The organism is Rhizorhabdus histidinilytica (assembly GCF_900167915.1).
GTDB lineage: Bacteria > Pseudomonadota > Alphaproteobacteria > Sphingomonadales > Sphingomonadaceae > Rhizorhabdus > Rhizorhabdus histidinilytica.
Genome location: NZ_FUYM01000004.1, coordinates 42,936 through 69,811, shown reverse-complemented (window position 1 = coordinate 69,811; position 26,876 = coordinate 42,936). Strand labels below are relative to the sequence as shown.

Sequence of the window (26,876 nt, the reverse complement as noted above, 5' to 3'; positions counted from 1 at the left end):
ACTGCCTACGGTGCCGGGTTGATGGTGGGGGTATCAGATTACCCCCAGGAGCAGCGGTATCCCGAATATCGCTATTCCGCCAGCGATCCACAGCAGCCGGCGACGATTAAAGCCATCAAATATGGCGAGCCATGCCATGAGCCATATGGGCACGACGAAAGCGATCTTTGCGCCCAGTGGCGCGCGGCTAAGGCCACCGAAAATAGCGCATTTTGGGCAAAGTGGAGTTTCTGGGTCTCCATTGGCGGCCTCGTTGGATTGCTCGCCACTCTCCATTACACGCGTAAGGCTGTGCTTGCTGCCGAGGAGGCGACCAGAGGTGCTGAGGATGCCTTGGCAATCGCTAGCCGCAATGCCGTTGCGGCTGAAAAATCGGCCGAACATGCCCAATATGAAGCCTACCTGCGGCTGCGAGCTTACATGCACGCCGGAACTATTGAATTCGGATTCAATGCCGATACCAACGCTCCGAAAGTGGTTGAGATTCCATTTGTCAATTTCGGTCAAACTCCTGCCATGCGCACGGGCGTCATGGTTTCGATGCGATGGATAAAATCTGGAGAACCAATCTCTCAGAATCTCTCTGACATACCGGCAATCGATCGAAGATTTGGACGCTCTATAGTCCAAAACCGCCATATTGTCGGGCACACAAATCCGATAAGCTCCTCCGATCTTAATGCGATCGCGAGTGGTCAATATCGGCTTATTATTATTGCTCGTATCGAATATACGGATACAATATCTCAAGAAGATCACGTGACACAGGAATGTGTCGAATTGATAATTAGAGGGGTTGGCGCTCCTGGTAATGATGGCGGGCGCAACATTTCTATTATGTTCAAGGACCACCCTGAGTTTTATATCGCCACCTAACCCCGCAAACGCCGCGATTCCGGCGATCAAGCCGCTAATCACTGGAACCCTCGGAAACTGCCAGCTTATCCGATGCTGTGGGTGTCGGTCCTAGTGCGTATGCCACATGCTGCCGGGATGTCAGGCAGCCTGATTGACGCGGTATCCGCCTGGATCGGCTACGAAATCGTCAATGTCGCTCTCGTACCAGGCAACCATGCGCGGGCCTGTGCGGATGCGAGCAGGGAAGGTTCCGGCCGCCTCCCGTCGATAGACAGAGGGAACGGAAAGGCCCGTGCGTTGGCGGACCTCCGCGATACGGAGAAGGCGGTCCTTGCGCCGATCGCGGACAACCACAGTGTTCATCAGTTGCATCCTTTCAGCCCGCCGCGCTTGTCGTATCAATCCCAGCGCATTGCGACGCCGGCTCCGATCGCAGGCTCGCGACATAGAAGGCCTGGTGCAGTCGGACGGCTTCGAGCTCCTTCTCGACCCTCTGGTCGGCTGGGATACCCTCTATCCGCATGCGATGGCACTCCAGGGCGGCTGCGTCGTAAGCTTCCCAAGCTTGCGCGATAGGATCCGCCGCAGGTTTCATCGGATTGCCTCCGAAGTCGCGTCCTGCTGGATGGCAGCGTTGCGAGCCCGCTCGACCCAAGCCTTGCGGTCCTCCACTAGTTCATCGAGACTGGCAAAGTGCCGCCCGTCGAACCCGGTTTCGTGGCACGTGCCATCAGGTAGCTCGACGATCAGATTCTCGTGTGGCCCCAGGCACTCGCTATCGTTCACCCCGGCTGGCGTCACCGGCCGAACCTCGCCATCGGCGCACAAGGCCCAGGCGATCACTTGAGCGCGGTGCGCGTTCCAATCTTCGTCGTTGAAATGGCAGATCGATGTTCCGATCGGAGCCGGTATCAATTGGATCGGCCGCTCCAGGAGAATGCTGACGTCACTTGTCTCGACGATGAGACCCTCGCCGTTTGAAAGCGTGATCTTATAGGCCCAATCCTGCGCGCTGCGCTTGAACCGGCGCATCGAGACGATCGCGCTGGTGGCGACCTCGGTCATTCCAAAGCTGTGAAAGCTGTTCATTTCAATATCCTTGTACGGCTAAAGCCATGGCTTTCGTGCCAGTCCGCAGATTTGCCCGGCGAGGGCAGGGAACTCGCCCGGTACATTGTCCGGGGCAATCTGCGGCCCTCCTCAGCAGGGCGATTCAAGGAGCGCGCGGTTCTGGAACTCGCCGCACCAGTGATCGGCGTGGATCGTTGGGAAGATCGCTCGACCGTCGACCGAGGAGCCCGGCTTGATCTGCGGAACGTGGCGCCAGCAGATGCCCGTGTTCACGTCGCTCTTCTTCGATGGTGGGGAGCTGGCCGAAGCCAGCCCCCGATCGAGGAAGAAATCGCAGCGGCGGCAGGTGTCAGGCATGGGCGACCTCGCGTTCGGCACTCTGCCCCGCTTCGACCGCTACCGCTTCCATAGCCATGAGGCCGTCGATTGCCTGGACGACCATACGCACGTCGAAGTCGAGATCTTCACGCCGAGCCATGATCGTTCCGAAGTCATTCTGGCTGATCGCATCACGAAGCCAAGACGGTTTTGCGCGGTCTACCATGTGGTCCACGGCCACCCAAAGTTGTGCGATCAATACCGGGGCGGATGTCGAGACATTATCTCGCAGGACTTCCTCGACTTTTCCAATGCGCCATTCCCACTCCGCGGCCTCAGTATCTTGACGGCTCGGTTCAGGCTCGCTCGCACGAAGCTGCAATACTTCGGTGCAGGCCGCTATCAGCTCTGGATCGACGTCGGGACCTGTCGAGGGCGCGAGGCGTTCGATATCCTCAATGATTGGCTCGATGAAGGTTGCGGCATCCGCCCGCTCGCACAACTGATGATCGACAAAAAGCTGGAGCTTGCTTCCAACTTCCTTGATCGTCGGTGCGGGAAAAGCGAATACGTTGCGATAACGGACGGCGAGTTTCGTCGCGAGTGCGTCGGTCTCATGGTCCGCCGGGTTCTCACCTGCCTTGACCCGTGCCTCAAATGCCTGTTCCTCTACCGTGATCGCGTCGAGGGCGGCGACAGCGTCATTCCATGAAACTGGTGAGCGCTCGATGGCGACCGGCTTGCCGGTGATCTGCTCGACTACACGTGCTGAGATGGCCTGTATTTCCATCCGTTTTGCTCGCTCAGCGTCGTCGAAATAGTAAGACAGGCTCTCCACAGCCTTTTCGTGCTGGGCCACCGCAATGCGGGTAATTTCAGGTGACGCACTACTCTCATGCGCCAGGCGGAGGGCATCCGCCATGATGTGAGCCTGCATGACGCCGGCCGCCTCATATTCATGCCCATCATCACCGGCAAAGATGGCCAGTTTGATTGCGAGAGCATCCAACGAGGGTGCGGGAGTGGCGAGAAGCGTCTTGAGCGCCTCATATCTGGTGAGGCCTAGAGGGCCTCCGATCTCGTCGATGTAGGCCCCACTCTCGCTATACTCCACGCCAGATTTGCGGGCCGCCTGATAGGTCTCGTAGGCCTGTTCCCAGGCGAGGGGAGCGGTCGCCTGCTCGGCGGTAGCCATCGCGATAATCGAAGAATGAGCGTTCATCGGTAGTCTCCTTCATTCGAGAGGAGACAGGGGCGACGTGTCTATCGCCGAAGCCTGCCATTAGCCGCCACGAGTGAGCCGGCCAATGGAGAACTTATAATGCGGGCTATAGCCCGCGTCAACGGGCTGTGGCCCGCACTATAATGACAGAAGTTCAGACCACGGAATTATGCGATGAGCCTCCGCCACGGTGCGGCGGTCGAGGGTAAATCGAAGATCGGGATTGAACACACGTAGCGCCCAAGGCTGGTCTAATCGCTCCGATTTATCGGGATCGATCTGTGCGATGAAAGCCCATTCTCCCTGAGTTTTAAAGTCAGGTATCGCTTCCTTCTTTATCCGAACAAGAGCGTATTCTCCGGGAGCGGCGTGTCGGCGTGGATCCACGTAGAGGACATCGGAAATCTCAAAACGGGGATATAGTGCATCGTCATGGATAATGATCCCGTAGCAATCGTCTCGCTTCGCTAGCCTGGGGGGGCGGCGTGCGAAGTCGATGGGATCGTTAAAATTATAGCCAAAACACATTACGTAGAGGCGCTTTTTCACCTCTATAGAGTGTTCCTTCTCCACGATGTCTTTGAAAAAGGCGGGGGCGGTTTCATCTACGCTGGCTGCGAAAACGGGTATGTCTCTCGGCAGGTCGGCAACGCCATAGATTGGCAGCGCTGATTCGGTGCTTTCAAGCCACACCTTTCCCCGCTGGTGATCAACGTATCCACCCAGCCAGTCGGGTGTAGTTTCGAGGGCTTTGGCAAGTTGGATCATTCGCTTCGAGCCGGGTCGCTTGAAGCGCCGAATCTCCCGAATGGCGTCGGGCAATCCTGTCGCACGTATCGAAGCCTGGCGATCGGTCAGGCCAAGCACTTTCAGTCGCTCGTCGATGCGCTGGATCATCAGCTCAATCGGGGGTTCCTCGATAGAAAACACCGTCTTTGGGCGCGGCTGGTCTTCACTCATTCACAATCGCTCCGCTCTGACGGGCTGTAGCCCTTGACGATGCGGGTTTTAGCCCGTATTTGATCCTCATGGCGCTCATTCCCCATCTCGTTCGGCTGGCTACTCGCTGGGTCGAAGAGGCCCAGCAATTGCAGCCAAAAACCACACTAAAGACCCTGTCTTCGCGGTCGACAAATGACGGCAAGCTCTTCGAACGATTGCGCGACGGTCGGACAATGGAAATTTCAACGTTTGAGCGTTGTCTAGCTTATCTCGGGTCCGAGCAAAACTGGCCGCGCGAGACGATACCGTCAGACGCAAGGGAAATACTCCATCTTCTGAGCCCAGCCGTCTCCCTTAACGGCGGCGGGCATCCGAGCAAGACTCAGTCAGCCTCCGACACCACCCTCCGAAAAAGCTCGATCAGGTGCGCGGCGAACTCCGCCTCCGCGCCGACCAGCGTCGCCTCGTTCGCCAGTTCCAGTCGGTCGAGGAAATAATGGGTATAGGCATCCGGCACCTCGGCCTTCTGCAACGCCTCGATCGTCGCGCCGATGAGGTTGGCGTAGGCGCACATGACGTTCTGCACGCCCATGCGAGCTTTGCGGTCCTTCACCATGCGGGGGCGGGCCGATGACGCATCCCGTCCTTCGACAGCAGCCGGGGCTTGATCGCTGGCGGTCGGGTCGCTCGGCGGCAGATTGTCGCCGTTTGATCGAGTCGAAGCGCTGGCGGGCGCTTAAGCGGCTGGAGCGCCTCCATGCATAGATCAATCGAAAGGATGTATCGATGCCACAGGAAGATTTGCGCCTGGAAGCGCTCCGCCTTGCCGTCAGTTTCGGTCTGGAAGCCGACACCGTTCGCCTTGCGGCTGAGTTCTACGATTTCCTCGTCAGTGCCGATCGTGCGGCCCTCGCAGATGAAGCGAAGGCCGCGATGGATCGATTGGCGAACTGACCGGTCAGACGAGGTTGCTGATATCGTAGGCTCCCCCTCGAACTGCCTGGCGGCATTCAGCGTAGGTCGCGAGAATGTTGCCCTTGCTGTAAACGGCCGCGTGGTTGTCTCCCTTAATGGAGCCGTGCAGCACCATCTTGCAAAGATCGAGCGCAACTCGTTCCGGGCTGCCGCTATCGGGCAAGTTCGTGATCGTAACGCTGTCGGCCATTTCCACTGCCTTTCTGCTGGTCGTTCCAACCGCAGAATGACCGAACCGGCGCCTGGGAACAATCTCGGGCGCCGGGGAGGTGGCGAGTGATGTCGCCATTTTGGATCATTCGTCATGCTGTCGGAGCTACGGCATGAACGCACCGCACATCCACCGGGCCCGCCGGACGTTCTCCGCGTCGAAAGCGGTCGAGGTGCAGGGCTCCGTCCTCACCGAGATCAAAGCCGACGACGACATCACCTTCAAGGACATGGCCCGCGTTCTGGGGCGCTCCGAGGACCGCGCCGCGATCTACGCGGCTGGTGGGTCGGCGATGGACCTGCCGACCTTCCTGGCCGGCTGCGACGTGTGGGGAGGGCGGTTTGCGGATCCGCTGCTACGGCTGGCCGGTGGTCGATGGGCCGAGGCCGGGGCGATCTGTTCCTCGGACGATCGCGCCGCGCTCACTCTGGCGATGCTCTTGCCGGCGATCATTGAGATCGAGGCTGACGGCATCACCGAGGCCGAGGAGCTTCGGCCGCACGCCCAGCTCATCCGCAAGGTAAATGCGCTCACCCGCCGCTGGCTTGACATGCTGGCGCAGAGCCATGGCGCATCGGAATGACGGGAACGCTCATGCACGTCATCTGCAATGACGGCGGTAACGGCGACAACGCGCCCGTGTCAGGCTTCGCCGCATGATGTGGAAGCACCCCCGAAACGCACAGCCCCGCGACCCAGCGGAGGAAGCCCAGTTCCGCCAGCGGGTCGAAGATGCCCGGTCGCTGCACAACATCAGCGATGTCGTCGGGCGATATACCAAGCTCCGCAAGGCGGGGCGCGAGCTGCAAGGCCTCTGCGTCTTCCATGACGAGCGTTCGCCCAGCCTGCGGGTCAACGACGCGAAGGGGACCTATCATAGCTTCGGCTGTGGCGCGTCTGGCGACATCATTCGCTTCGTCATGGCGAAGGAGGGGCTCGGCTTTACCGATACCCTTGCGTGGCTGGGCGTGTCTGATCTTCCGATCGTCTCGGCCGAGCAACGCGCACAACGCGCTGCTGAGGACGCTGCCGAACGCGAGCAGGCGATTGCCGAGGCTCGCACGTTCTGGGATGCGGCGGTTCCTACGGCTGGGACCCCGGCATCGGTTTATGCCCGCTCACGGGGCATAAACATGGAGCTACCGCCCTCGATCCGCTTCGGCATGGTCCCGGCGGCGCGGGACAAGGAAACCGGCAAATGGGGCAGGGCGCTTCCCGCGCTGCTTGGCGCCGTAACCATCGGCGACGATCTGGTCGCGATTCAGCGGATATTCCTGCTCGATGATGGCGCCGATAAGCGCTGGCAGAAGCCGAGGCGATCCAAGCTGAGCCTCGGGCGTGTCGCTGGTGGAGCTATCTGGCTTGGACCGCCGGCCGCCGAAGTCGTCATCACTGAGGGGCCTGAGGACGCCCTTTCGCTCGCGCAGGAGATGCCGGGTCAAACGGTCCTTGCCGCTCTCGGAACGGCGCTGATGCCGATGATCCGCTTTCCCGAAGTCGTCAAATCCGTCCTGATCGCAGGCCAGAACGACGCGGCCGGACGATCTGCGGTGGAGAGGGCGGCTCAGGAACTGACCGATGTCGGCTTGGCCGTGCGCGTGATGTGGCCGTCCAATGGCTACAAGGATTGGAATGATCAGCTCAGGGGTATCCGCCAGTGAGCGGGGCCTTTGCCGCCAATGCGGCCCAAGCCGAGGTGCGCAGGCCCGAGCCGATCCCGCTGCGGGGGACGCCGGTCGACCCTGATCCATATCCCGTCGATGCGTTGGGCGTTATCGCCGCGGCGGCCACCCGCTCGATCATGCGCCGGGTCCAGGTGCCCGATGCCCTGGCGGCTCATTCGGTCCTGTCGGCCGTAGCCCTGGCAGTCCAGGGCCATGTCGTGGTTCGTCTGCCCACTCTCGAAGTGAAGCCGGTCTCGCTCTTCCTGACGACCGTTGCCGACTCCGGAGACAGAAAGACCGCATCGGACAAGCTCGCCTGTGCCGCGATCGACGAACATGAAGCCGATCTCAGCGTCGAGTATCAGCGCGAGAAGCTCATCTACCAGTCAGCACACGCCTCGTGGAAATCGATCAAGGACCAGATCGCCAAGGACCATAAGGGCGATTACGCCCAGATCCGCGAAGCGGTCGAGCGGCACGGTGCGCCGCCTCAGGAACCGCTATTGCCGGCGATGATCGTCCCGCCGGGATCCACGCAGGGCGTTCTTCACATCCTCGAGCACGGCCGGCCTTCGGTCGGCCTGTATCACAACGACGGCGGCGCCTGGCTTGGAAGCTGGGGCATGTCCGACGAGAACCTGACGGCAACCATCGCCGCCTATTCCGATCTGTGGGACGGCAAGCCGATCAAGACCCTGACGAAGGGGGAGGGCTATAAATATCTCCCCGGCCGCGCCTTCTCGTTCCACGTCATGTTTCAGAGCTTCTACGTCGATCGCATGTTCGGCAACCAGGAGATGCGCGAGCAAGGCTTCCTTGCCCGCATGCTGCCGGCCAAGCCGAAGACCCTGGCCGGGACCCGCCTGCATGAAGTCGGGGCGATCGAGCCGGTTGAGATCGCGGACGCTCTCGCCGACTTCAAGGAGCGATTGGCTACGATCATCCGCACGCAATTGCCGATGAACCCCGAGCGGATGAACGCGCTCGAACGGGCCGAACTGTCATTCGATCCCGAGGGCCAGCGGCTCTTCTGGGAGTTCTATAATCATATCGAGCAGCAGCAGGGGAAGGGCGGTATCCTCTCGGGTATTCGCGGTTTCGCCGGCAAGGCCGCTGAAAATGCCTGCCGCCTGGCGGCGGTGATCCATGTCTTTCAGGTCGGTCGGCGTGAGGCGACGATCCGCGCAGAGTATATGGCGGCCGGAATCCAGCTCATGAACTTCTATATCAGCGAGGCCTTGCGGCTCGCTGATCACGGCGTGGTCGACCAGCTCATCCTGGAGGCGGAGGAACTCTCTGAGTGGTTGAAGGACAAGTATGCCGCGCCTGAGATAGGCATGAGCCATATCCAGCAGCGCGCGCCGCGTTCGTTGCGCAAACTGCCGGTGGATCGCGTCCGCGAGATTTGCGCGCTCCTGGCGCGCAACGACCATCTGACGCCCATTCCTGCCGGAACCACCATCGACGGCAAGCGCTGCAAGGAGGCTTGGGTCGTCAATGTCCGCTAAGGAATATGTCCCCTTCATCCCGGTATTGAAGCCGGCCATAGCTTCGACGGAACCCGCGATTGCGGACGGTTTCGAGGCAGGCATCAAGGCCGCGCGGTTCTCCCGCTTCCGCGATGCCCGTCGTGATGGACGCGAAAGTTTAGCCGCTTTAGCCACTTTAGCCGCCCCCGGCCGTCCATGGTCAGAGGGATTGCGCCTGTTGAAGGCGCTTCCGGCTCCTATGCACATGCCGATGGAGCGATGGGACCGACTGGTCTGGACCTGCCTCCAGATCGATCAGCAGTGGGGCGGTGATCTCGTTGCCCGGGGCTGGGATGTCCTGGAGGTTTATGGCTCAAACCCCGATATTTCGGCCGCTCGCGCTGACAGGAACGGGTTGGCGCTGCTCTTGTGGAGCTGGAGCGGTCCCATCGAAATCCATCGGGTCGATGTCGAAAGCATCGTCCTGACCGTCGATCATGGCAATCAGTTGCGTTGGCGTCGGTTCGACCGATCGCGCGCCGTTCCGGTGTGGGAGGCATATGCGATGCGCGGCGGGCCATAACTCTAGCCACCTGCCGGCTAAAGTCTGGCTAGCGTTCGACAGTGACGGGTCTTTTATCTCCATTTCTACAGGGAATGGGAGCGGCCTATCCTATTGTCTTTTAAACATAATATCTCTCTCGCTGTTGACATTTTCCACTGTCTGGCCGGCCTTTAGCCGGGGGCCCGGCGAGAGTGGCTAAAGTGGCTAGAGCGATCACAATGCGGGGATTGAAAATGGATATTCCGATTGAGAACGCGATGATTTGCTGGACTCGCGGTGAGGATGTCGAGGTGGTCCGACATCCTGATCGAGCTGGAAGGTCCGATCGTTATCGGTCGAGCGTGGGGGCTTGCTTCGCATACTGGGGTAAGTTGGACGATCGTGGTCAGAAGCTCCAGCTCATGATCGAGGCTTGGCACGTCACTGCCTTCCACGACATTCCGTCCGAAAAGGTGCACGAAGCGCTGCTCGTCATCCCCGAATATCGGTCGATGCTCGCGGACGATTGCCTCCCCGATCAATATCGGCACGAGCGCGAATAGGCGTGACGCAGCTTTGAGCATGCACAAATCCATGAATGATGAGAGGCTGGCGTGGCTAATCTGAACAACGTTTGGGCCGAGGAGGAAGATATCCGCGCCATTGCTGGGCATCTCCGCACCGGAGATGTCCGAGCGCTTCCTGCCCGGTCGAACGCCCGAGGCGATCAACATGCGCCTGACCTATCTCCGCCGGGGTGATTACAACGACCGCGGCATCCGTCGTGGCGAAGGCCTTGCCCTCCCGCAGGTCGACACCTCGCAGACGCCCGAAGCGATGGGCTCGCACAACCTGCTGCTCGCAATTCTGGGATGGGCGGCGAAGCATGGCGCCGTCCCACCCGGGTTGACCGCTGACCGAACCATCGACCTGTGCCGCAGGTTCGGCATCGAGGTCCCCGCCGGCAGTCTAAAGCTTCGGAAGGCGGGTTGACGGGGTAGGTTGATAGCTATGCCGTTTCAAAAAGGGCAATCTGGAAACCCGTCAGGAAGGCCGAAGGCTGTCCTGGCTAATGGCATGTCGCTGCGGGAGATGGCGCGGCAGCACACCGAAATTGCGCTCAATGCGCTGGTGAAGGTGATCAGGGACGACGCGAGCCCGCCCGCCGCGATCGTGGCCGCATCGACAGCTCTTCTGGACCGTGGTTGGGGAAAGCCAACGCAGCCGATCAGTGGTGACGATGAGGCGCCGCCCATCCGGAACAAGATCGATGTTTCTGGTCTGTCGCTTGAGGCAAAGCGGGAGATCGCGAAACTGGCGCTCTGATGCTGATCGACAGCGACTTGATACAGGCGGTGAGGCGGGATCTCGCGCAGAACAGCCTCCCCGATTTCGCCTGCATGGTCGATATCCCGACCGTCCCGCTGAGTGATGCGGAGGACGAGGACGGCTTCTCGATCATGAAGATCGGATCACTGGCTGCTCACCACGCTCTACTGCTGGACTGCCTGCAAAGGGTTGAAGGTGGACTGATCCCCAATCTCATGGTGTTGATGCCGCCGGGCAGCGCAAAGAGCACCTACAGCGACGTGGTGTTCATTCCGTGGTTCATGAGCCGCAAACCGCGGCGACATGTCATTCTCGCCAGCTACGCCAGCAATATCGCGTCAAAGCAGGGCAGAAGGGCGCGTCAACTGATCCAGTCGCGATCATTCGCCAACCTGCTCGGTCGAAGCCTCGATCCATCGAAGACGGCGGCTGACGAATGGATGCTGGATAATGGCAGCGAATATATGGCCGGGGGCATCCTCTCGGGCCTGACAGGCAACCGGGCGGCGCTTGGCGTCCTCGATGATCCTATCCGAGGCCGTGAAGCGGCCGAGAGCCAGGTGATCCGGGACAAGACGTGGGATGCCTACACGGACGATTTCTGCTCACGGCTGATCCCAGGGGCGCCACAAGTGATGATCCTGACTAGGTGGCATGAAGATGATCCGGCCGGCCGTATCTTGCCTGACGGATGGCGGGGTGAAAGCGGTTGGTTCGACGGACGCGACGGTCGGCGCTGGTACGTGATTTGCTTGCCAGCCATCGCCGATGCGGCGGACGATCCACTAGGCCGGTCGATGGGTGAAACGCTTTGGCCGGAGTGGTTCAGTCATGAACACTGGCGGCCATTTCAACGAAATGTGCGGACTTGGACCAGCCTCTATCAGCAGAAGCCGGCGCCGGAAGAGGGGCTGTTCTTTAAGGAGGCGTGGTTCAAGCGGTACGAGGTCGCGCCGAAGAACCTCAACATCTACATGACCAGCGATCACGCGCCCGGCGATGCACAGGATTCTGACTTCAATGTTCTGCGCATCTGGGGTGTCGACGCCAGTCAGCACATCTGGCTGCTCGATGGATTTCGTACCCAAGGCACGATCGACAAGGCGATGGGCATCCAGATCGACGAACACACAGGGGAGCAGGCGGTCGCGGCCGAGGGCGCGTTGCCGCTGATCCGCAAGTGGAAACCGCTCTGCTGGTTCCCCGAGGACGACAACAATTGGAAAGCGTCCAAGCCGTTCATTATCGCCGCGATGCGCAAGCACCGGATCTATTGCCGGATTGAGCCTCTAAGCCCGCACGGATCCGACAAGCCGACGAAAGCGCAACCATTCCAAGCAAAGGCGTCGATGGGAGAGGTGCATATCCCGGTTGGGTCTCTCGGCAGCGAGGTCATCGCGCAGTACAAGCAGTTTCCGGCAGGTAAGCACGATGATGAGGTGGATGCAGCGGCGAACATCGGCCGTGCTCTCGACATGGCTCATCCCGCGATCGTCCCGACCATCGCCAAGGTGGACACGCCGACCGACTACAGGCCGCCGGCTATGCCCGATAGCGAGGGGAGCATGTTCGGGTGAGGGCTGTGGGCTGGCCGGTGATCGCGATGCGGCCGTCGATGGGGATGGATTCCAATGATTTGGCGGGGGCGGGGTGATGTCAGCTTCTATCGAGAGCTGTGAGCGCCAGTTCAACCTTTTCCCGGGCAACGTCGATGTAACCGTAGGTTGTATCAAATGCCTGACGGATATTTCGACTTTGCTGGTCGCGGATGACGCGCAGGATTGGGCGGCCTGTAAACGCCTCGACCAGATCTGTTGTGGCAACCGAGAAGCGCCTCAAATGCACCCGCAGGTCAAACCTAAAGGTGACCGCTCGATCGGCGGCCTCCATTGCCGTCGCGGCGATGGTGCGCAGTACGTCGCATTGCGCTTCGAGGCTTATCTCAAGATCTTCCATGTTGTAATTGCTGGTGCGGGCAAGGTCGAGCACATTGGCCACCTCGTCGATCAGGGCGGGTGCGAACCTGACGATTTCCGCAGTGGCCCTAACCTCTTGGCGGTTGGCTGTGGATGCTCGCCGGTCTTCCACGAAGAGAGCCCCCCATATTGTGGCGGATGCTCCGACCATTGCGCCGAGGAAACCGAGGATGTCGTTGGTTTCTCCGCCAAGATGCTGGAACAAAACTGCTGCCCCTACGGTGCCGCCAGAAGCAGCGGCGGCGAGCATGATCTCGATCTGCTGATCGGATGGCTTCAATCTCATCGCTGCGCCCCCGCTGCGTCCCGAGGCGCTTATGTCGAGTGATCAGGACTGGAGCAAGCCGCGAGGCATCATCACCAGTTGTCCACGCTTAGGAAGAAGTGCGACTCCTGCTCTGCTATTCGAGCTGGCGTCGCGGTGCGATGGGATAAGTTCGATCGGGGAGGGCGGTTGAGGGGGTGTTAGAACGTTGACAATCACGGCGCTTTGTGCTCCAACCGCAGCGCGGTTGGCACTCAGTGATAAGGGCCCCTGGGCACTTCGTGAGATAGCTGAGGATGCGGCCGCAACTCAATACCAATGAGTGCTGCCGCGCCGCCAAAGATCGTACTCATATACAATCCTGCTCTTGATCAAGTCGTAAGAGCGCGTGCACCCCATCTCCCATTTCCGCTGAATAGCCCAGGTGCAATAGTCCGCCATCTGTAGGCACGGATCGGACTGCGACGGCCAGAATGATGTGCGCCACTGGGAAGTGTTGACGGTCTGGTTGCAGACATCACGGACAGCATCCTCGAAGGCTGTTCTCTTCTTTTTAACGCCGATCGTCGCGGCAGTCAGGTGGAACTCATCGTAACTCCCGCGATATATTCTGCCAGAATACCTCAAGTGGTAAAGCCAAGCGTATTGATAAAATCGCTCCTCGCTCACTCTAACTTGTGGCTGTGCCTTGGACTTCTCCATGACCGTGGCATGCACTGTGAAATCATGCTCGCAGATTATGCGGAAAACTTCATCACGGACTTCTTGTTTGTCAGTCGTGCAATGGAAATAATCGGAGACAGGTTTCTGATCCCATGCCAACTGTCGGCGCAGGTTGTGAAGCTGATGACTAATAGAACAATCCTCGATGCCTATCGTGCAGAGGATATAATATTTACTTGCCTTCCCGTTTCTTTTAAAAACGAAATCACCGGCTTCGTCGGCATAAAGATGCAATCTGGACATTGACCTAAATCATCACGGCTTAGTTGTGAGAGTCAATAGAGAGCGAGTCATAACGCATCCAATTCGACTTACTCCCCACCCTCAGTCCTAAGGGAGAGGGATAGGGACAGCATCTTTAGGATTTCCGCGGCGCGTTGCGCTTCATCTCATCCAAAATCTCGTTCGACAGTTTCGCGAGCATAGCGGCCTGCTCGTCGATTTTCCGCTTCAAAGACCTGACCGTCAGCCAGGAGCATATAGCGACAGTCGCGAATACGGTGCTGGTGATGTCGTCGCCGTTCATAGTCGCGGCCCCACCTTATCCAGGGAATTAGTAAGCAACGTCCGCCGGAAACGATTCATAAAACTGGCTCGGTACGCTACCCTTTTCTCGATAGGGGCCAAGCTCGCACCAGAACCCTACGGAGGCATCTCGCTCCTTGCCGTCAGCTTTTGCGCTTGCCGCGACATTGGCATTCAGTAACCGCGCAGCCATCCCGCAATTGTTAGAGTTGTATGCGGGATCGCTCTCGTCAGCATCGAACGAAGCCCAGTGAACCCGCATCGTCGGATCGAAAGCAGAGTTGCGATACAGCGTCGCCGTGTCTGAACGGCTGCTGGCACCTGAACAGGCGACCAGAATAGAGGAGAAGAGAACTGGAAGGGTTCTGATCCGCAATGACATACACTAGTGCTCAGTTTTCTCGCAGACGTTGAGACCGCCGAGATCCGAGGCGGCCTTGCATTTATATCCACATTCATAGTCGCCCTCGATCGCGTTTCCATTCTCATCTCGGGAAGCTGTGAACTGTAAGGTTCTTTTTGCGCTGGCCCTACACTCCTCCAGTGTTGAGAACAGGCCAATGGGAATGTCGACTGTAAGCTCGGCTCCATTTGGATAGACCCATCCCTTCCACTGCGGCGACAATAGGTCGCAACCACAGAGCGCGAACATTGCCAAAATGACACCCCCTTTGCGGTCCATACCGCTACGCCTCGATCTTTACGCGAGTCATTCGTTTGCCTCCCCCTATGATGGGGGAGTCTTATCATGATCTATTCGTAATCCACAGTTTCGGCGTCCGAGAGATCACACCGTTTCGGACAAAGTGTCTTCTGTCGTGCGATGCGATCGCAGAGGCGGTGGTCCGCGCTCTAAAGCAAGCCGGCACCGCGCCGATGATAAATCCCGCGCATGGATCGAGCCGAGGAAATCGCAGCACTGGAGGCTAAGCTCGCCGCGTCCAAGCTCCAGGGCGGTGGCTATGGCGAGCGGGTCAAAGCGATCGAGCGCCGGCTGAAAGAGCTTCGCGATGCTGGCTGACGATGTGGTTGCCGCCCCGGCACCGATCAGCGGCAAGTCCGACATGCTCCCGCACAGGTTCGCTGTCGATCCGCCCCCGCAGGAACGCCTGCGCAAGATGTTCGACGACAGCAGGGACTCGTCACAAGCGAACCGGCTGCTCTGCCAGCGCGATCGCGATTATTATGACGGTCCGCTCCAACTGAAATCCGACGTCCGCCGCATCATGAAGCAGCGCGGACAGCCGCCGATCTACACCAACCGCATCCGCCCCGCGATCGACGGAATTCTTGGCGTGCTGGAGGCCGCAAAGGTCGATCCGCGCGGCTATCCCCGCAATCCCACGCCCGACGACGAGAATGCGGCCGACCTCGGTTCCAAGTGCCTACGCTACATCGCCGACGTGTCGAACTTCCAGCAGGTGAAGCTGGATTGCGCTGAGAACTTCCTGATCGAGGGCACCGCGGCCATCATCATCGAGGCCGATGGGCAGAACATCACCAACACCCAGATCCGTTGGGAGGAGTTCTTCGCCGATCCCTATTCGCGCCGCCCCGATTTCAAGGACGCCAAATATCTCGGCATCGCCAAGTGGATGGATGCGGCTGACGTGAAGGCGCGCAACCCTGAAGCCTATGCCCGGATCGGCGATCCCGTGACTGGAGGCCAGGGAGCGCTGGAATCGACCTGGCAGGACCGGCCCGACAACATCAAGCCGTGGATCGATCGTCGACGCATGCGGCTGATGGTGGTCGAGGTCTACTACAACGAGGTGAAACCGCCCTATGCCTCGGCGGAGTGGTTCCGCTGCCTCTACTGCGCCTCCGGCGTGCTGGAGCACGACATTTCCGCCTATCTCAATCCCAAGACGAACGAGACCGTCTGTCCGATCGAGGCGGTGAGCTGCTACGTCGACCGCGAGAATAATCGCTATGGGCGGATCAGGGACATGATCCCGATCCAGGACGAGATCAACGCGCGGCGCTCACGGCTCCTCCATCTGGCGAACAGCCGCCAGGTGCAGCAGTCCGATCCGATGGCAGCACCGGTCGATGCGACGACCGCACGACAGGAAGCGGCACGCGCCGACGGCGTCATTCCGCCCGGCTGGCAATTGGTTCCGACGACCGACCTAGCGGCGGGTCAGCAGCTTCTCCTTGCCGAAAGCAAGGCAGAGATCGAGCGCATGGGACCAACTCCCGCTGTCCTTGGGCGTCAGGGAGAGGCGGGCCAGTCGGGCCGTGCGCGGCTTGTCCTCCAGCAGGCCGGCATGACCGAACTGGCCCGGCCGCTGGGGCGCCTGGAGGATTGGGAAACCCGCTGCTACCGGCAGATGTGGATGCGGGCCCAGCAGTTCTGGACGGGGCCGATGTGGATCCGCGTCACGGATGACGTTCGCGCGCCGGAGTTCCTCCAGATCAACGAACCGGTGATGGGCATGGTCATGCAGCCGCAGCCTGTCGTCGACCCGGCTACCGGTCAGCCAGTCGTCGATCCGATGACAGGCGAGCCAGCGACGCAGATGGTCCCGGCTGTAGGTGTGACCGGCTACACCAAGCGCATCGCCGAAATCGACATGGACATCATCCTTGATACGGTGCCTGACACTGCGAACCTTCAGCAGGAGGTGTTCGCCGAGTTCGTGGAGCTTGTGCGCGGTGGCCTCGACCCGTTCACACCGCAATTCGAGCTGCTGCTGGAAATGAGCCCGCTCGCCGACAAGGCGGCCGTGCTGGAGCGCCTGAGAGCGAAGAAGAAGGAAATCGACGAGGCTAATGCGGCGCAGGCCCAGCAGCAGGCGGAGATGCAGGCGCAGGCCCTTGCGCTCGCACAGGCCGACCAGCAGGCGAAGATCGGGCAGACCGTTGCCAACACGGAAAAGACGCAGGCGCAGACGGCCGAAATCGCCTTCAAGATGGGGCAGGACAGCGCGGGTGATGTGCCTCCTGGCGCTTCGCCTGCGGACTGACGCAAGCTCTAAAGCATCACCCCGCGAGCATCTCTCATAATCTTCCCCACGTCGCCGCCGGACATCGGGCGCTTCGTGGCGTCACCCACGTAAATCAGGGCCGGGCCGCCGCTGTTCGGGCGTGTCGTTGGTCGCCCACGATACGGGCGGGATAGGGTGAACATGGGAATCGAGGAGCTTTTCGGCGGTAATCAGGACAACGCGGAAATCCCCGCCGAGCCTGCGCCCACCGTCGAGCCGGAGCCGGTAATCGAGGCGCCTGTTGACGCCGCGATTGAACAGCCCCCGGTAGTCGCTGAACCCGAGCCGCAGCCGCACATGGTGCCGCTGAACGTGCTTCATGAGGTCCGCGACGAGCTGAAGGAGACCAAGCGCCGCCTCCAGGAAATGGAGCAACAGCGCCAGGCCGCTCCTATCGATAGCCCTGACCCCTATGACGATCCTCATGGGTTCGCCGCGCATCAGAATGCGCAGGTCCAGCAAGCACTGATCAACCAGCGCTTCCAAACCTCCGACCTGATCGCGCGGCAGCAGCATGGAGCCGAGACGGTGGAAGCCGCAGCGGCGTGGGCGACGGAGCGGGCGCAACGCGATCCCGGTTTTGCTCAGTCCTACATGCAGCAGCCGCACCCGATCGACTGGATCGTCCAGCAGCACAAGCGCGACGGGCTGTTGAACGAGATTGGCGACAATGTGGATGACTGGTTCACCCGCGAAGCTGCCAAGCGAGGATACGCCCCCGCCGCTCCGATTGCCCCGGCTTTGCCGGTGGCGCAGCAGCAACCGGCACCAGTTCAGCCGACGCCGCCGCGCTCCTTGGCCTCCGCTCCATCGAAGGGTGGCACGATCAAGGATGTCCCGACCGGTCCGATGGCTTCGCTGGGCGCCGTTTTCCAAGGGTAACGGAAAATGGAAGTCGTTCTCGCAGAAGCCAGCGTCAAGCAGACCTGGATCACCAAGTTTCTCACCGAATATGTCCGTGAATCCGGCTTCATGCCGTATATGGGGACCGGCGTCGGTAGCATCATCCGCATCCGCAATGAGCTGAAGGATGCCGGCGGCGCGTATATCAATGTGCCGCTGATCACCCGCCTGAAGGGGCGCGGGGTTCGCGGCTCCGAGGTGCTCAAGGGCAACGAAGACGATCTCGGCAACCTGAACGACCAGATCCGCATCGATTGGCTTCGTAATGCGGTGAAGGTCCCCAAGTCGACCAGCTACAAGACCGATATCGACCTGTTCGATGCGGCCAAGGACCAGCTTCGTTCGTGGGACGCCGAAGTCCTGCGCGACGATATCATCGGCGCGTTGATGTCGGTGATCATCGCCGGCGCTCCCGACGTGAACGGCATCGCCGGCAACGATAGCGCGGTCGATTATTTCTTGGCCAACGCCTCGCAGCGCAATGCCTTTCTCGTCAACAACGCGGATCGCATCCTGTTCGGCAAGTCGAAGTCGAACGCGTCCTCGGGCGTGTGGGCGACCGCCCTGGCGACCATCGACAACACCGACGACAAGCTGACGGCTGCAACCGCCAAGCTCGCGAAGCGGATGGCGAAGACCGCCGGCAACACGACAGGCACGCATATCCGTCCGTTCAAGTCGGATGCGACGGCCGGCCGCGAATGGTTCGTCATGTTCTGCAACAGCATGGCGTTCCGCGATATCTCGGAAGACAGCACGATCATCCAGGCGAACACGCAGGCACGTGCCCGCGAAGGTGATGGGATCGAGCGCAACCCGCTCTTCCAGGACGGCGACCTGCTCTACAACGGGATCATCTTCCGCGAGATTCCGGAAATCCCGACCTTCTCGAACGGCACGATCGACGTGGGCATGAACTTCCTCTGCGGCCAATCCGCGGTCGGCGTGGCCTACGGCCAGGATCCGACGCTGCGCATCGACCTCAAGGAGGATTACGAGTTCCGCCCGGGCGTCGCGATCGAGGAGCTGCGCGGCATCAAGAAGGTCTCGTACGGCGGTCAGCAGTACGGCGTCGTGACCCTGATCAACGCCGCTGTTGCGGACGCCTGAGGAGAAATCGACATGGCAAGCACTTATTACAGCGTCGAGCTTGGTGGCTCGTCCAGCGGGCGCCGCTATCCGGTGTCGGGCGTCGGTATGGGTGGGCGCACCATCCATAGTGCGCGCGGCGAATACACCATCTCCGCCGCGCTCGTCGTCAACGACATCATCGATATGTTCGACCTTCCGCCGAACGCTCGCGTCGTCGGCGGCTTCCTGAAGTCAGACGATCTGGACACTGGCGGTTCGCCGGCCATTGTCCTGGCCTTGGGCGATGCCGTCGATGACGATCGCTTCTTCACCGGAGCGACCATCGGCCAGGCGGGTGGTGTGACCACGGTTCTCGCGGCCTCGGGTGTCGATTACGTCACCACCGCCAAGACCCGCGTAAAGGCAAAGGTGACGACCGGTCCCGCGACCGGTGCCACCACGGGCACGATCGTTGGTGTCCTCCATTACTTCGTCGAGGAGCCGAAGTGATGCCCAAGGTGACGTGGCTCGGAGACGAGGATCCCGGCGCGCAGGTGATCGAGCAATATGGTCACACCTTCGTGAAGGGCGAAGCGGTCGAGATGGGGGAGAAAGACCCCCACCTTGCCAAGTTTCGCCACATGAAGGCGGTGTTCGCGGTCGACGCAAACGCCGAACCGGTCGCAAGCGCAGAGCCCGAGAAGGCTGATCCGGACGCGGGCACCGAACTGGCTGCGATCCGCGCCAAGCTCGACGAGAAGGGCATCAAATATGATGGCCGCTCGGGCCTCGACACCTTGCGCGCGAAGCTCGCCGCTGCGGAAGCCTGATGGCTTCGTGCCGGGATATCGTCAACGGCGCGCTCCGTAAGCTCGGCAAGCTTGGAGCCGGACGCGAACCCCGGCTTGCCGATAGCCAGGATGCGCTGGAGGCGTTGAGGGGGCTCTACCGCTCGCTCATCACCTCCGGCGCATTCGGCCGTCTGGCCGATATCATCCCGACCGGCGAAACCTATACGGCAGGCGAGAACCAGCGCATTTTCCGCAATAGCGACGCCACACTCCAGATCGACCTAGGTCGTACCCAATTGCTTCCCCTGCGGCCCGCGTCCCTATGACGAAGAGTGCGCGAGCTACACGACAAATCCCACCGACAGGAATGTTCGACCGCCGCGCGACTGCGCCGTTGTCATCATCGTCGATGCCTTCTCGGGCGAGGTGGTCGAATATATCTATGACGGCCAGCAGCGGCTATGGGTGGGCTTGTACGGCCTTGCCCTGACTGATCAGGCGCCGCTGTCCTATCGTGATCCAGAAGGATTGAAGGCGCTTCTAGCCCTTTCCATCGTTGATGAGTTCGGCGGAGAAGTGGGCGCCGCGACGACCAGGTTGGCCGGCATGTTCCAGTCCGCCCTGACGACACGCTATTCCTTTCATGATCGCCCCGTCTTCGGCGAGTATGTCTGATGCCGGCAGTGCCGCTGGGTCTTTCGGCCTATGAGCGCCAGGCCGGCTTCTTCCCCGAAGTCGAGCTGGTAAATCTGTTCCTCGAAAAGGACGAAAGCGGAGCGTCACCGGATCAGTGGATGCGTATCCAAAGGCCGGGTCTGACCGCAGCCGCCACGCTGAATGGGCCGGTTCGTGGCCTCTATCAGCAAGACGGCGTTTTCTCCGGTGACCTGTTCGCCAACAGCACCTCGACGCTCTATCGTGCAGGTGCGCCGATCGGAGAGCTATCGGCGGTCTCCCGCGTAGCCTATGCCGCCAGCATCGATATACTTGCTATGGCGGCCGACGAGGTGCTGTATGCCTATACGGGCGCAGGCATCACGTCGATTGCGATGCCCGATGATCGGCTCGTCGTCGATATCGATGCGCTGAACAACTACACTCTCATCGGCACGCCTGATGGCCGCTTCTACTGGCTTGAGCCCGGATCGACGGTCGTTGGCGCGTTGGATTTCGCCAATGCGGAAAGCTCACGCGATGGGCTGGTGGCAGTTCGACGCCTCGGTGATGAGATATGGTTCTTCAGCGCCAGATCCACTGAGCCATGGCAGGCCACCGGCAATCCCGATGCCCCGTTCACCCGCGCGCCAGGGCGGCAATTCGATCGCGGGTGCCTGGCACGCGACACCGTTCAACGTTTCGACAATAGCCTGATCTGGGTCGGCGAGAATTGCGTCGTTTATCGCGCAGCCGGCGTGCCGCAGCGGATCAGCAACCATGGCATCGAGGAGCGACTTCGGAAGCGCTCGGGACCGCCTTCGGCTTGGGTCTATGGACTAGGCGATGGGCACCTGTTCTATCTGCTCAAGATTCCCAGTCAGGGGACCTTTGCCTTCGACGCCGCGACCTCAGGTTGGTCGGAATGGGCCTCGGAAGGCTCAACCGAGTTTCGCGGACATGTGGGCATCGACACGCCCGATGGGACTTATGTTGGCGACTTCGCGACTGGCGCAATCTGGACGCTCGATCCCGCCGCCGATGACGATGCCGGCACCCTGATCCGGCGACGTGTTTCCGGAACGATAGCCGTGATAGGGAAGCCCGGCCGACAGAACAGTTTTTCAGTGGCTATTGGGGCGAATGCCGACTGTTCCGTCAAAATCCGGTGGAAAGACGGGCAAGAGGGGTTTCCTGATTATTGGGAGGAGATGGAGGTTCGCGCGCCGTATGACATCGTGAACCTCTATCGCCTGGGCATCCCCGACCAGCCTTTGCGCACGTTCCAGATCGAGATCGAGGATAGCTCTATTGTCCGCATCTCAGGCGCGCTTGCCAATGAGGCGTGGCAATAATGGACCTCGCGCCGTTAAACCTTGCCGATATCCAACAGGCGGTCCCGATCGTCGACATGAGCGGCCGTCCGGTCGGATTCTTCGTCACGCTGACCAATCAGAACAATAAGAACATCAAAGCGGCGGTCACGGCCATCAATGAGAATATCGAGGCGACAGCAGCGGCCCAAGCCGCCGCCGATGCCGCACAGGATTCCGCAATTGCCGCACAGGCAGATGCCATTGCGGGCCTCGCCGCAGCGGCAGCGGCGCAGGCCACCGCCAACAACGCCGTGGCCAAGGGTGTGGGACCTAACTGGGATGCTCCTACGGGGACTGCTGATCGTGGCGGGTTTACGACCTATACCGCGCCCACGATCAGCAATCCTCCGACGCAGGCCGAGGTCCAGGCACTGGCCGATGCGCTCCAGGCAAACTCGCGTGCCCTGAAGGCCGTGATAGACGATCTGATCCTGAACGGGGCTTTCCCGGTCTAAAGCAAGCTCGACCTCCCTTCATGATAAGTCCGCGCGATGCGGACATACGATCCATCCGTGCTCAACAGGATCGCGAACCATCCCGAAGTGAAGCCGTACTTCGGACCGGGCGGCGTGGAGGTTTATTTCGATGAGCTGGCCGCGCTGCCAAACGACTACGCCCTGCTTTGCAATGGTGAAGATGCCGGCGCCATCTTCGAATGGAGTGGGCCGGGCATCTGGCAGATGCACTATCTGTCGCTTCCATCTTGCCGCGGGCGCCGGTGTATCGCGGAGTTTCGCCGCATGATCGACTGGATGTTCGAACAGGAAGGGGCGCGAACCATTTGGGGGCAGACGCCGATTGCCAATAAGGCCGCGCGGTGGCTGAACCGTCAGCTCGGCGGCACGTCCTACGGCATCCGCGAGCATCATATTTCGGGTCCCTGCGAACTCTTCAAGGTGGAGCGCTGAGATGGTTGCGCCTATAGTGGCAGCCGGCGCCCTTTCCGCTGTAGGCAGCGTCTTCGGCGGCTTGATGGGCGGCAAAGGCGCCAAGAAGGCCGCGAAGATCCAGCGTCAGGCCGTGCAGGATCAAATCGCAGCCACCGAGCGCAATCGCGACTATCAATACAACCTCAACGCTCCGACGATCGAGCTCGGGACGGACGCCGATAATACTATTGCGGGGCTGCTCAACATTGGCGGCGATCCGGCGAAGTCGGCCGCAGCGCTCGCGCAGTTCCGAGACTCGTCCGGCTATCAGGATATCGTCAATGAGGGCCTGAAAGCCGTTCGTGCCAACGCCTACGCGGGCGGCATGGGCGACAGCGGTGCGGCCTACAAGGCGCTCCAGGATCGCGGGGCCTCACTCGCGAACCGGAGTCTCACCGGCTATCTCGGCCAGTTGACGGACGTGGCCAACCGGGGCGGACAGGCTCGCGGATTGGTGGCCGGCGTCGGTACCAACTCCACAAACAGCATCAATCAGGCGATCCAGGCAGGCGCGGACGCCTCGGGCAACGCGGCGATCATCGGCGGCAATGCATTGGGCCAAGGACTTCAGGGGCTCTTGAACGCTGGCGCCTATGCACTCGGGTCGAGCTATGGGGGCACCTCTCCCAGTGGCCTGCCGGCATTGCCACCTCCTGGAGCGTCCCCAGGTTATGGCGGAGGCTGGATCACGCCCAACGGGGCCGGGGTTGTTTGGAACGGCTACGGGAATACGGCGTAATGGCCATCAACTTCGGTCTCGCGCAGCCTCAGGGCAACGGCTACCTCGACACGCTCCAGGCGTTCGCCCTGGGGCGCGAAAGCCGCATGCAGCAGCAGAAGCAGGCGGGACGGCAAAGGGCGTCCGAGCAGCTCGGCGCGGGCGATACGACTGGCGCACGCACCACGGCGATCGAGACCGGCAACTACGACATGGCGACCTCGATCGGGCAGCTTTCCGATGATCAGCGCAAGCAGGCGCTCGACCAGGCGGATGTCATGGGCGCAACGGCATACAGCCTGCGCCAGAAGCCGGCCGATCAGCGGCTCGCCGCATTTCGGGCTGCGGTTCCTGCACTTCGTGCGCGAGGCTTCTCCATGGAGGAGTTGGAGGCCGCCGCCAGAGACCTCAGTGACAATGCCCTGGACGGCTATGTCGGAGCCGCTTCTTCGGTCAAGGAACAGATTGGCCTTCTGACCGCGCAGACGCAGGCGAACAAGCCGATCATCGCGGGCCCGGGAACCGATGTTCTCGACCCCCGCACCGGCCAGGTCCTTCACAGCACGCCCTTTGCGCCTCGCCCGGTAACGGTGGGCGATGGCCAAACCGTCATCGAATATCAACCGGGAGGAGGTGATCCAGCATCTGCGGCTCCGGGGGCTTCGGCTCCCGGCGGCCTGCCTACGGGGCAAGATATCGAGATGGCGGCACTGGATTTCGTTCCAGGCACGATCGTCAGTGGGCGTGGGCGCACACCCGAACGCAATCGCGAAGTTGGTGGCGTGCCGGGAAGCTATCACCTGACCGATCAGGCGCGTGATCTCCAACCACCGCCCGGTGTGCCAATGGCGCGGTTCCATGCGGAGTTGAAGCAGCAGTTCGGCCCCGGCTTCGACGTGATCAACGAAGGAAATCACGTGCATGTCGAGCCGTCGCGTCAGGCGGCCGGCGGATCGCGCATCATCGCGCGGGGTGATCCAAAGCCGCGGTACACGGTTCTGACACCGCAAGAAAATGCGGAGCTGGGGCTGGATCCGAACATCAAGTACCAGCGTAGCCCTGATGGTCAGGTGACCGCGATCGGGGGCCAGGATAGGTCGCAAGGCCAGCTTACCAAGCAGCAGGCAGGTCTCGCGCGCACGAAGCTGACAAGCCTCCAGGCGATTGACAATCAGTTGCGTCGCGTCGAAGCCGCGATGGCGGCAGCGGAGAAGGACGGAAACACGGGGTGGTTTGCCGGGCGGCTTCCCGGCGCCATCAATGCCGCAAGCGACAAGTTCGATACCGCTGTGGCTGGCCTTGCACCATTGATCCGCCAGCTCACCCGCGTTCCCGGTGAGGGCGCGATGTCGGACTACGAATCCCGCCTGTCCGAGGCCACTTTGCCGAACAGAACGCAAACACCCGAGGGCCGGCGCGAGGCCTTGGCTCAGATGCGCGACCTCATCCGGGAAACGCGGCTCGGTTATGCGGAGATGCTGGGTGGCAGCGCTCCCAGCGCACCCGCTGCACCCCGTCAGCCGAAAGCCGGCGATGTCGAAGGAGGCTATCGCTTCAAGGGTGGAAATCCGGCCGATCCCAATCGTTGGGAAAAGGTCCGGTAATGGCTGGGCCTTGGGAGAAATACGGCGCCCAATCTGACCCGGCGCCCGCGCCACCGCGGACGGTAGGTGGCGGGCAGCCCTGGGAGCGATACGCCACGCCGATCGAGACCGTCGAGCTTCCCGCTTCTACCTCTCCTCAGGCCCAATCGCTGCCGGCTGGTGAGACATGGGAGTTCAACGCAGATGGCACCCGCAAGCAGATCGGACAGCAGAGCGTCGACACGCTCGGCGGTGTCGTGCGTGGCACCGCGAAGCCTTTGGATCGGGCAGCCGACTATCTGGCCGGCGCTTTCGGTCAGGATGCGCCGCCGGCGTTTCAGGAAATGACCGCGGGGTTGCCGAGCAACGGACTCGGAGAGTTCGTCGGAAACACGATCCCGACCTTTGCGATCCCTGGTGGCGCATTGGTGCAGGGGGCAGCCGGTGGGGCGCTCCTGTCCGATCGGCATGATGTGGCCGGCGTTGCCACGGACATGGCGCTTGGCGCGGCCGGCAGCTACGTTGGCGACCGCCTTGTACGAGGGATTTCAGGGGCGGTCAGCCCTCGGCTTTCCCCACAAGTGCAAACCCTGATCGATGCAGGCGTTCCTCTCACCCCAGGGCAGATTGTAGGGCAGGGCGGTATCGTCGGTCGATCGGCAAAGACGATCGAGGACAGCGTTGCCAATCTCCCGGTCGTCGGCAACGCGATCCGAGGTGCGCGAGCGCGTGCGAATGAGGGGCTGAACCGTGCTGCCACCAACAGGGCGCTCGGCCCGATCGGAGAAGAATTACCCCGCACCGTGGATGTCGGTCACGACGCCGTGGCTTACGCTGGCGATCGGCTCCGCGCCGCCTATAATGATGTGCTCCCCCGCCTAAGCGGCACAATCGATCGAGGATTTTCCGGTCGCATCCAGTCGATCGAGCAGCGCGCTGTCCAAGGGCTTCCGCCTGAATACCAAGGGCGCCTGGACGCCATAAACAACGAGCTGACACAAGCATTCAGCCAGCAGGGCAATCAGTTCTCAGGTCGCACGCTGCGGGACACCAGCGAGCGCCTTGGCGATCTCGCAGCCGGCTATAGGATATCCGACGATCCCTATCTGCGACGCCTCGGCGATGTCGCTGATCAGTATCGCGCCCAGCTCCATGCGCTGGCCCGGCGTGAGAACCCCGCCTATGCGACACGCCTTCGGGACATCGATCGCGGCTATGCCAGTCTCGTTCGCGTTGAAAGGGCAGCGGCGGGCACCGATGAGGGCGTTTTCACGCCCGGCCAATATAAGACGGCCACACGTCAATCGGATAGATCCGTCCGCAAGCGTCAGTCGGCGCGGGGCCAGGCTCTTGACCAGGATTTGTCCGCAGCAGCGGCGCAGGTCATGCCCTCGACGGTTGGAGGTGGCGGAAGCACGGCCGTCAACAGCCTCGCTTTTCTCGGGGCGCTTGGCACGGGGGCTGTAGGCGGCGCGCCGGCCGCACTTGGCACGCTCGGAGCGCTGGGGGCGGGGTCCTTGGCCTATGTGCCGCTCAGCCAGCGTGCGATCCGTTGGGGATTGACCGGCCGGCAAGGGCCGACTGCGAATTACGTGTCGGATCTATTGCAGCTTGGCGCGCCAGTAGCGACCGCAAGCGCGCCCACAACGATAAGCAATATTCGAAACTAGCTCACGTCGCCGTGCGCGACGTATCCGGCGCTTGGGCTCTCCGCGCTTATACCATGCGAGGAACATCATTCGCCCGGCCGCCCCGCAGGCCGATGATGC

General features: G+C 61.2%; 35 protein-coding genes. 24 read left to right on the top strand and 11 right to left on the bottom strand.

Annotated features, from left to right (window positions below; all coding sequences use genetic code 11):
- Positions 1–21: 21 nt before the first annotated feature.
- Positions 22–876 (top strand): hypothetical protein, encoded by an 855-nt coding sequence (locus B5X82_RS26345; RefSeq protein WP_139385081.1) that lies wholly within the window; start codon positions 22–24, stop codon positions 874–876.
- A 120-nt stretch (positions 877–996) separates the two neighbouring features.
- Here the strand turns inward: B5X82_RS26345 and B5X82_RS09880 are convergent, their stop codons facing one another.
- The 6 genes from B5X82_RS09880 to B5X82_RS09850 all read right to left on the bottom strand — a co-directional run bounded on the left by B5X82_RS09880 (position 997) and on the right by B5X82_RS09850 (position 5,003).
- The gene (locus tag B5X82_RS09880; RefSeq protein ID WP_079647998.1) at positions 997–1,221 is read right to left on the bottom strand and encodes a helix-turn-helix transcriptional regulator; all 225 of its coding nucleotides are present in this window, start codon (positions 1,219–1,221) and stop codon (positions 997–999) included.
- A gap of 228 nt (positions 1,222–1,449) precedes the next feature.
- Positions 1,450–1,947, bottom strand: coding sequence for a hypothetical protein (locus B5X82_RS09870; RefSeq protein ID WP_079647996.1), 498 nt, complete (start codon positions 1,945–1,947; stop codon positions 1,450–1,452).
- 111 nt (positions 1,948–2,058) lie between these two features.
- Entirely contained in the window at positions 2,059–2,286 is a 228-nt protein-coding gene (locus tag B5X82_RS09865) for a hypothetical protein (protein WP_079647995.1), read from the bottom strand.
- Entirely contained in the window at positions 2,279–3,469 is a 1,191-nt protein-coding gene (locus tag B5X82_RS09860) for a hypothetical protein (RefSeq protein ID WP_079647994.1), read from the bottom strand. Before B5X82_RS09860 ends, B5X82_RS09865 begins: the two co-directional genes overlap by 8 nt.
- 138 nt (positions 3,470–3,607) lie before the next feature.
- Positions 3,608–4,429, bottom strand: coding sequence for a hypothetical protein (locus tag B5X82_RS09855; RefSeq protein WP_079647993.1), 822 nt, complete (start codon positions 4,427–4,429; stop codon positions 3,608–3,610).
- A gap of 364 nt (positions 4,430–4,793) precedes the next feature.
- Entirely contained in the window at positions 4,794–5,003 is a 210-nt protein-coding gene (locus tag B5X82_RS09850) for a hypothetical protein (protein WP_139385080.1), read from the bottom strand.
- Positions 5,004–5,197: 194 nt separating this feature from the next.
- Between B5X82_RS09850 and B5X82_RS26755 the strand changes: the two genes are divergently transcribed.
- A complete protein-coding gene (locus B5X82_RS26755) occupies positions 5,198–5,365 on the top strand; it encodes a hypothetical protein (RefSeq protein ID WP_176152520.1) in 168 nt (55 codons plus the stop codon).
- 4 nt (positions 5,366–5,369) lie between these two features.
- On the opposite strand, the gene B5X82_RS09845 is transcribed toward B5X82_RS26755, so the two are convergent.
- Entirely contained in the window at positions 5,370–5,576 is a 207-nt protein-coding gene (locus B5X82_RS09845; RefSeq protein ID WP_079647991.1) for a hypothetical protein, read from the bottom strand.
- Positions 5,577–5,709: 133 nt separating this feature from the next.
- On the opposite strand from B5X82_RS09845, the gene B5X82_RS09840 reads away from it, so the two are divergent.
- The 8 genes from B5X82_RS09840 (at position 5,710) to B5X82_RS09815 (ending at position 12,180) form a co-directional block, all read left to right on the top strand.
- Positions 5,710–6,180, top strand: a complete 471-nt coding sequence (locus B5X82_RS09840; RefSeq protein ID WP_079647990.1) for a hypothetical protein — start codon at positions 5,710–5,712, stop codon at positions 6,178–6,180.
- A gap of 73 nt (positions 6,181–6,253) precedes the next feature.
- Positions 6,254–7,258 carry a CHC2 zinc finger domain-containing protein gene (locus B5X82_RS09835; protein ID WP_079647989.1) on the top strand — a complete coding sequence of 335 codons (1,005 nt, stop codon included), beginning with the start codon at positions 6,254–6,256 and terminating at the stop codon, positions 7,256–7,258.
- Positions 7,255–8,769 (top strand): YfjI family protein, encoded by a 1,515-nt coding sequence (locus B5X82_RS09830; RefSeq protein ID WP_079647988.1) that lies wholly within the window; start codon positions 7,255–7,257, stop codon positions 8,767–8,769. The genes B5X82_RS09835 and B5X82_RS09830 overlap by 4 nt, the downstream gene beginning before the upstream one ends.
- On the top strand, positions 8,759–9,313 hold the full coding sequence (locus B5X82_RS26340) for a hypothetical protein (RefSeq protein ID WP_139385079.1): 555 nt from the start codon (positions 8,759–8,761) through the stop codon (positions 9,311–9,313). The genes B5X82_RS09830 and B5X82_RS26340 overlap by 11 nt, the downstream gene beginning before the upstream one ends.
- A gap of 353 nt (positions 9,314–9,666) precedes the next feature.
- Positions 9,667–9,837: a hypothetical protein gene (locus tag B5X82_RS26750; RefSeq protein WP_176152519.1), complete on the top strand. Its 171-nt coding sequence runs from the start codon at positions 9,667–9,669 to the stop codon at positions 9,835–9,837.
- A gap of 100 nt (positions 9,838–9,937) precedes the next feature.
- Positions 9,938–10,267: a hypothetical protein gene (locus B5X82_RS09825; RefSeq protein ID WP_079647987.1), complete on the top strand. Its 330-nt coding sequence runs from the start codon at positions 9,938–9,940 to the stop codon at positions 10,265–10,267.
- 18 nt (positions 10,268–10,285) lie between these two features.
- A complete protein-coding gene (locus B5X82_RS09820) occupies positions 10,286–10,600 on the top strand; it encodes a DUF5681 domain-containing protein (protein WP_235862648.1) in 315 nt (104 codons plus the stop codon).
- The gene (locus B5X82_RS09815) at positions 10,600–12,180 is read left to right on the top strand and encodes a hypothetical protein (protein WP_079647985.1); all 1,581 of its coding nucleotides are present in this window, start codon (positions 10,600–10,602) and stop codon (positions 12,178–12,180) included. Before B5X82_RS09820 ends, B5X82_RS09815 begins: the two co-directional genes overlap by 1 nt.
- Positions 12,181–12,259: 79 nt before the next feature.
- On the opposite strand, the gene B5X82_RS09810 is transcribed toward B5X82_RS09815, so the two are convergent.
- The 4 genes from B5X82_RS09810 to B5X82_RS26330 all read right to left on the bottom strand — a co-directional run bounded on the left by B5X82_RS09810 (position 12,260) and on the right by B5X82_RS26330 (position 14,474).
- Complete coding sequence (locus tag B5X82_RS09810; protein WP_079647984.1) at positions 12,260–12,865, bottom strand: hypothetical protein; 606 nt, start codon at positions 12,863–12,865, stop codon at positions 12,260–12,262.
- A 288-nt stretch (positions 12,866–13,153) separates the two neighbouring features.
- A complete protein-coding gene (locus B5X82_RS26335) occupies positions 13,154–13,810 on the bottom strand; it encodes a DUF3800 domain-containing protein (RefSeq protein ID WP_139385078.1) in 657 nt (218 codons plus the stop codon).
- A 115-nt stretch (positions 13,811–13,925) separates the two neighbouring features.
- A complete protein-coding gene (locus B5X82_RS26745) occupies positions 13,926–14,093 on the bottom strand; it encodes a hypothetical protein (RefSeq protein ID WP_176152518.1) in 168 nt (55 codons plus the stop codon).
- 27 nt (positions 14,094–14,120) lie between these two features.
- The gene (locus B5X82_RS26330) at positions 14,121–14,474 is read right to left on the bottom strand and encodes a hypothetical protein (protein ID WP_139385077.1); all 354 of its coding nucleotides are present in this window, start codon (positions 14,472–14,474) and stop codon (positions 14,121–14,123) included.
- Between the two features lie 510 nt (positions 14,475–14,984).
- Between B5X82_RS26330 and B5X82_RS27230 the strand changes: the two genes are divergently transcribed.
- The 14 genes from B5X82_RS27230 (at position 14,985) to B5X82_RS09735 (ending at position 26,777) form a co-directional block, all read left to right on the top strand.
- Positions 14,985–15,113, top strand: a complete 129-nt coding sequence (locus B5X82_RS27230; protein ID WP_268878225.1) for a hypothetical protein — start codon at positions 14,985–14,987, stop codon at positions 15,111–15,113.
- Positions 15,103–17,061, top strand: coding sequence for a portal protein (locus tag B5X82_RS09795; protein ID WP_079647981.1), 1,959 nt, complete (start codon positions 15,103–15,105; stop codon positions 17,059–17,061). Before B5X82_RS27230 ends, B5X82_RS09795 begins: the two co-directional genes overlap by 11 nt.
- Before the next feature lie 162 nt (positions 17,062–17,223).
- A complete protein-coding gene (locus B5X82_RS09790) occupies positions 17,224–17,964 on the top strand; it encodes a hypothetical protein (protein WP_079647980.1) in 741 nt (246 codons plus the stop codon).
- A 6-nt stretch (positions 17,965–17,970) separates the two neighbouring features.
- Positions 17,971–19,095 carry a phage capsid family protein gene (locus tag B5X82_RS09785; RefSeq protein WP_079647979.1) on the top strand — a complete coding sequence of 375 codons (1,125 nt, stop codon included), beginning with the start codon at positions 17,971–17,973 and terminating at the stop codon, positions 19,093–19,095.
- A 12-nt stretch (positions 19,096–19,107) separates the two neighbouring features.
- Positions 19,108–19,566: a hypothetical protein gene (locus tag B5X82_RS09780; protein WP_079647978.1), complete on the top strand. Its 459-nt coding sequence runs from the start codon at positions 19,108–19,110 to the stop codon at positions 19,564–19,566.
- On the top strand, positions 19,566–19,886 hold the full coding sequence (locus B5X82_RS09775) for a hypothetical protein (protein ID WP_079647977.1): 321 nt from the start codon (positions 19,566–19,568) through the stop codon (positions 19,884–19,886). The genes B5X82_RS09780 and B5X82_RS09775 overlap by 1 nt, the downstream gene beginning before the upstream one ends.
- Positions 19,886–20,173, top strand: a complete 288-nt coding sequence (locus B5X82_RS09770; RefSeq protein ID WP_079647976.1) for a hypothetical protein — start codon at positions 19,886–19,888, stop codon at positions 20,171–20,173. The genes B5X82_RS09775 and B5X82_RS09770 overlap by 1 nt, the downstream gene beginning before the upstream one ends.
- Before the next feature lie 100 nt (positions 20,174–20,273).
- Positions 20,274–20,522: a hypothetical protein gene (locus B5X82_RS09765; RefSeq protein WP_079647975.1), complete on the top strand. Its 249-nt coding sequence runs from the start codon at positions 20,274–20,276 to the stop codon at positions 20,520–20,522.
- On the top strand, positions 20,522–21,856 hold the full coding sequence (locus B5X82_RS09760; RefSeq protein ID WP_079647974.1) for a hypothetical protein: 1,335 nt from the start codon (positions 20,522–20,524) through the stop codon (positions 21,854–21,856). Before B5X82_RS09765 ends, B5X82_RS09760 begins: the two co-directional genes overlap by 1 nt.
- Positions 21,856–22,332, top strand: coding sequence for a hypothetical protein (locus B5X82_RS09755; RefSeq protein ID WP_079647973.1), 477 nt, complete (start codon positions 21,856–21,858; stop codon positions 22,330–22,332). The genes B5X82_RS09760 and B5X82_RS09755 overlap by 1 nt, the downstream gene beginning before the upstream one ends.
- A gap of 57 nt (positions 22,333–22,389) precedes the next feature.
- On the top strand, positions 22,390–22,785 hold the full coding sequence (locus tag B5X82_RS09750; protein ID WP_139385076.1) for a hypothetical protein: 396 nt from the start codon (positions 22,390–22,392) through the stop codon (positions 22,783–22,785).
- Between the two features lies 1 nt (position 22,786).
- Entirely contained in the window at positions 22,787–23,545 is a 759-nt protein-coding gene (locus B5X82_RS09745) for a hypothetical protein (protein ID WP_079647971.1), read from the top strand.
- Positions 23,545–25,128 (top strand): D-Ala-D-Ala carboxypeptidase family metallohydrolase, encoded by a 1,584-nt coding sequence (locus B5X82_RS09740; RefSeq protein ID WP_079647970.1) that lies wholly within the window; start codon positions 23,545–23,547, stop codon positions 25,126–25,128. The genes B5X82_RS09745 and B5X82_RS09740 overlap by 1 nt, the downstream gene beginning before the upstream one ends.
- On the top strand, positions 25,128–26,777 hold the full coding sequence (locus B5X82_RS09735) for a hypothetical protein (RefSeq protein WP_079647969.1): 1,650 nt from the start codon (positions 25,128–25,130) through the stop codon (positions 26,775–26,777). Before B5X82_RS09740 ends, B5X82_RS09735 begins: the two co-directional genes overlap by 1 nt.
- Positions 26,778–26,876: the final 99 nt, after the last annotated feature.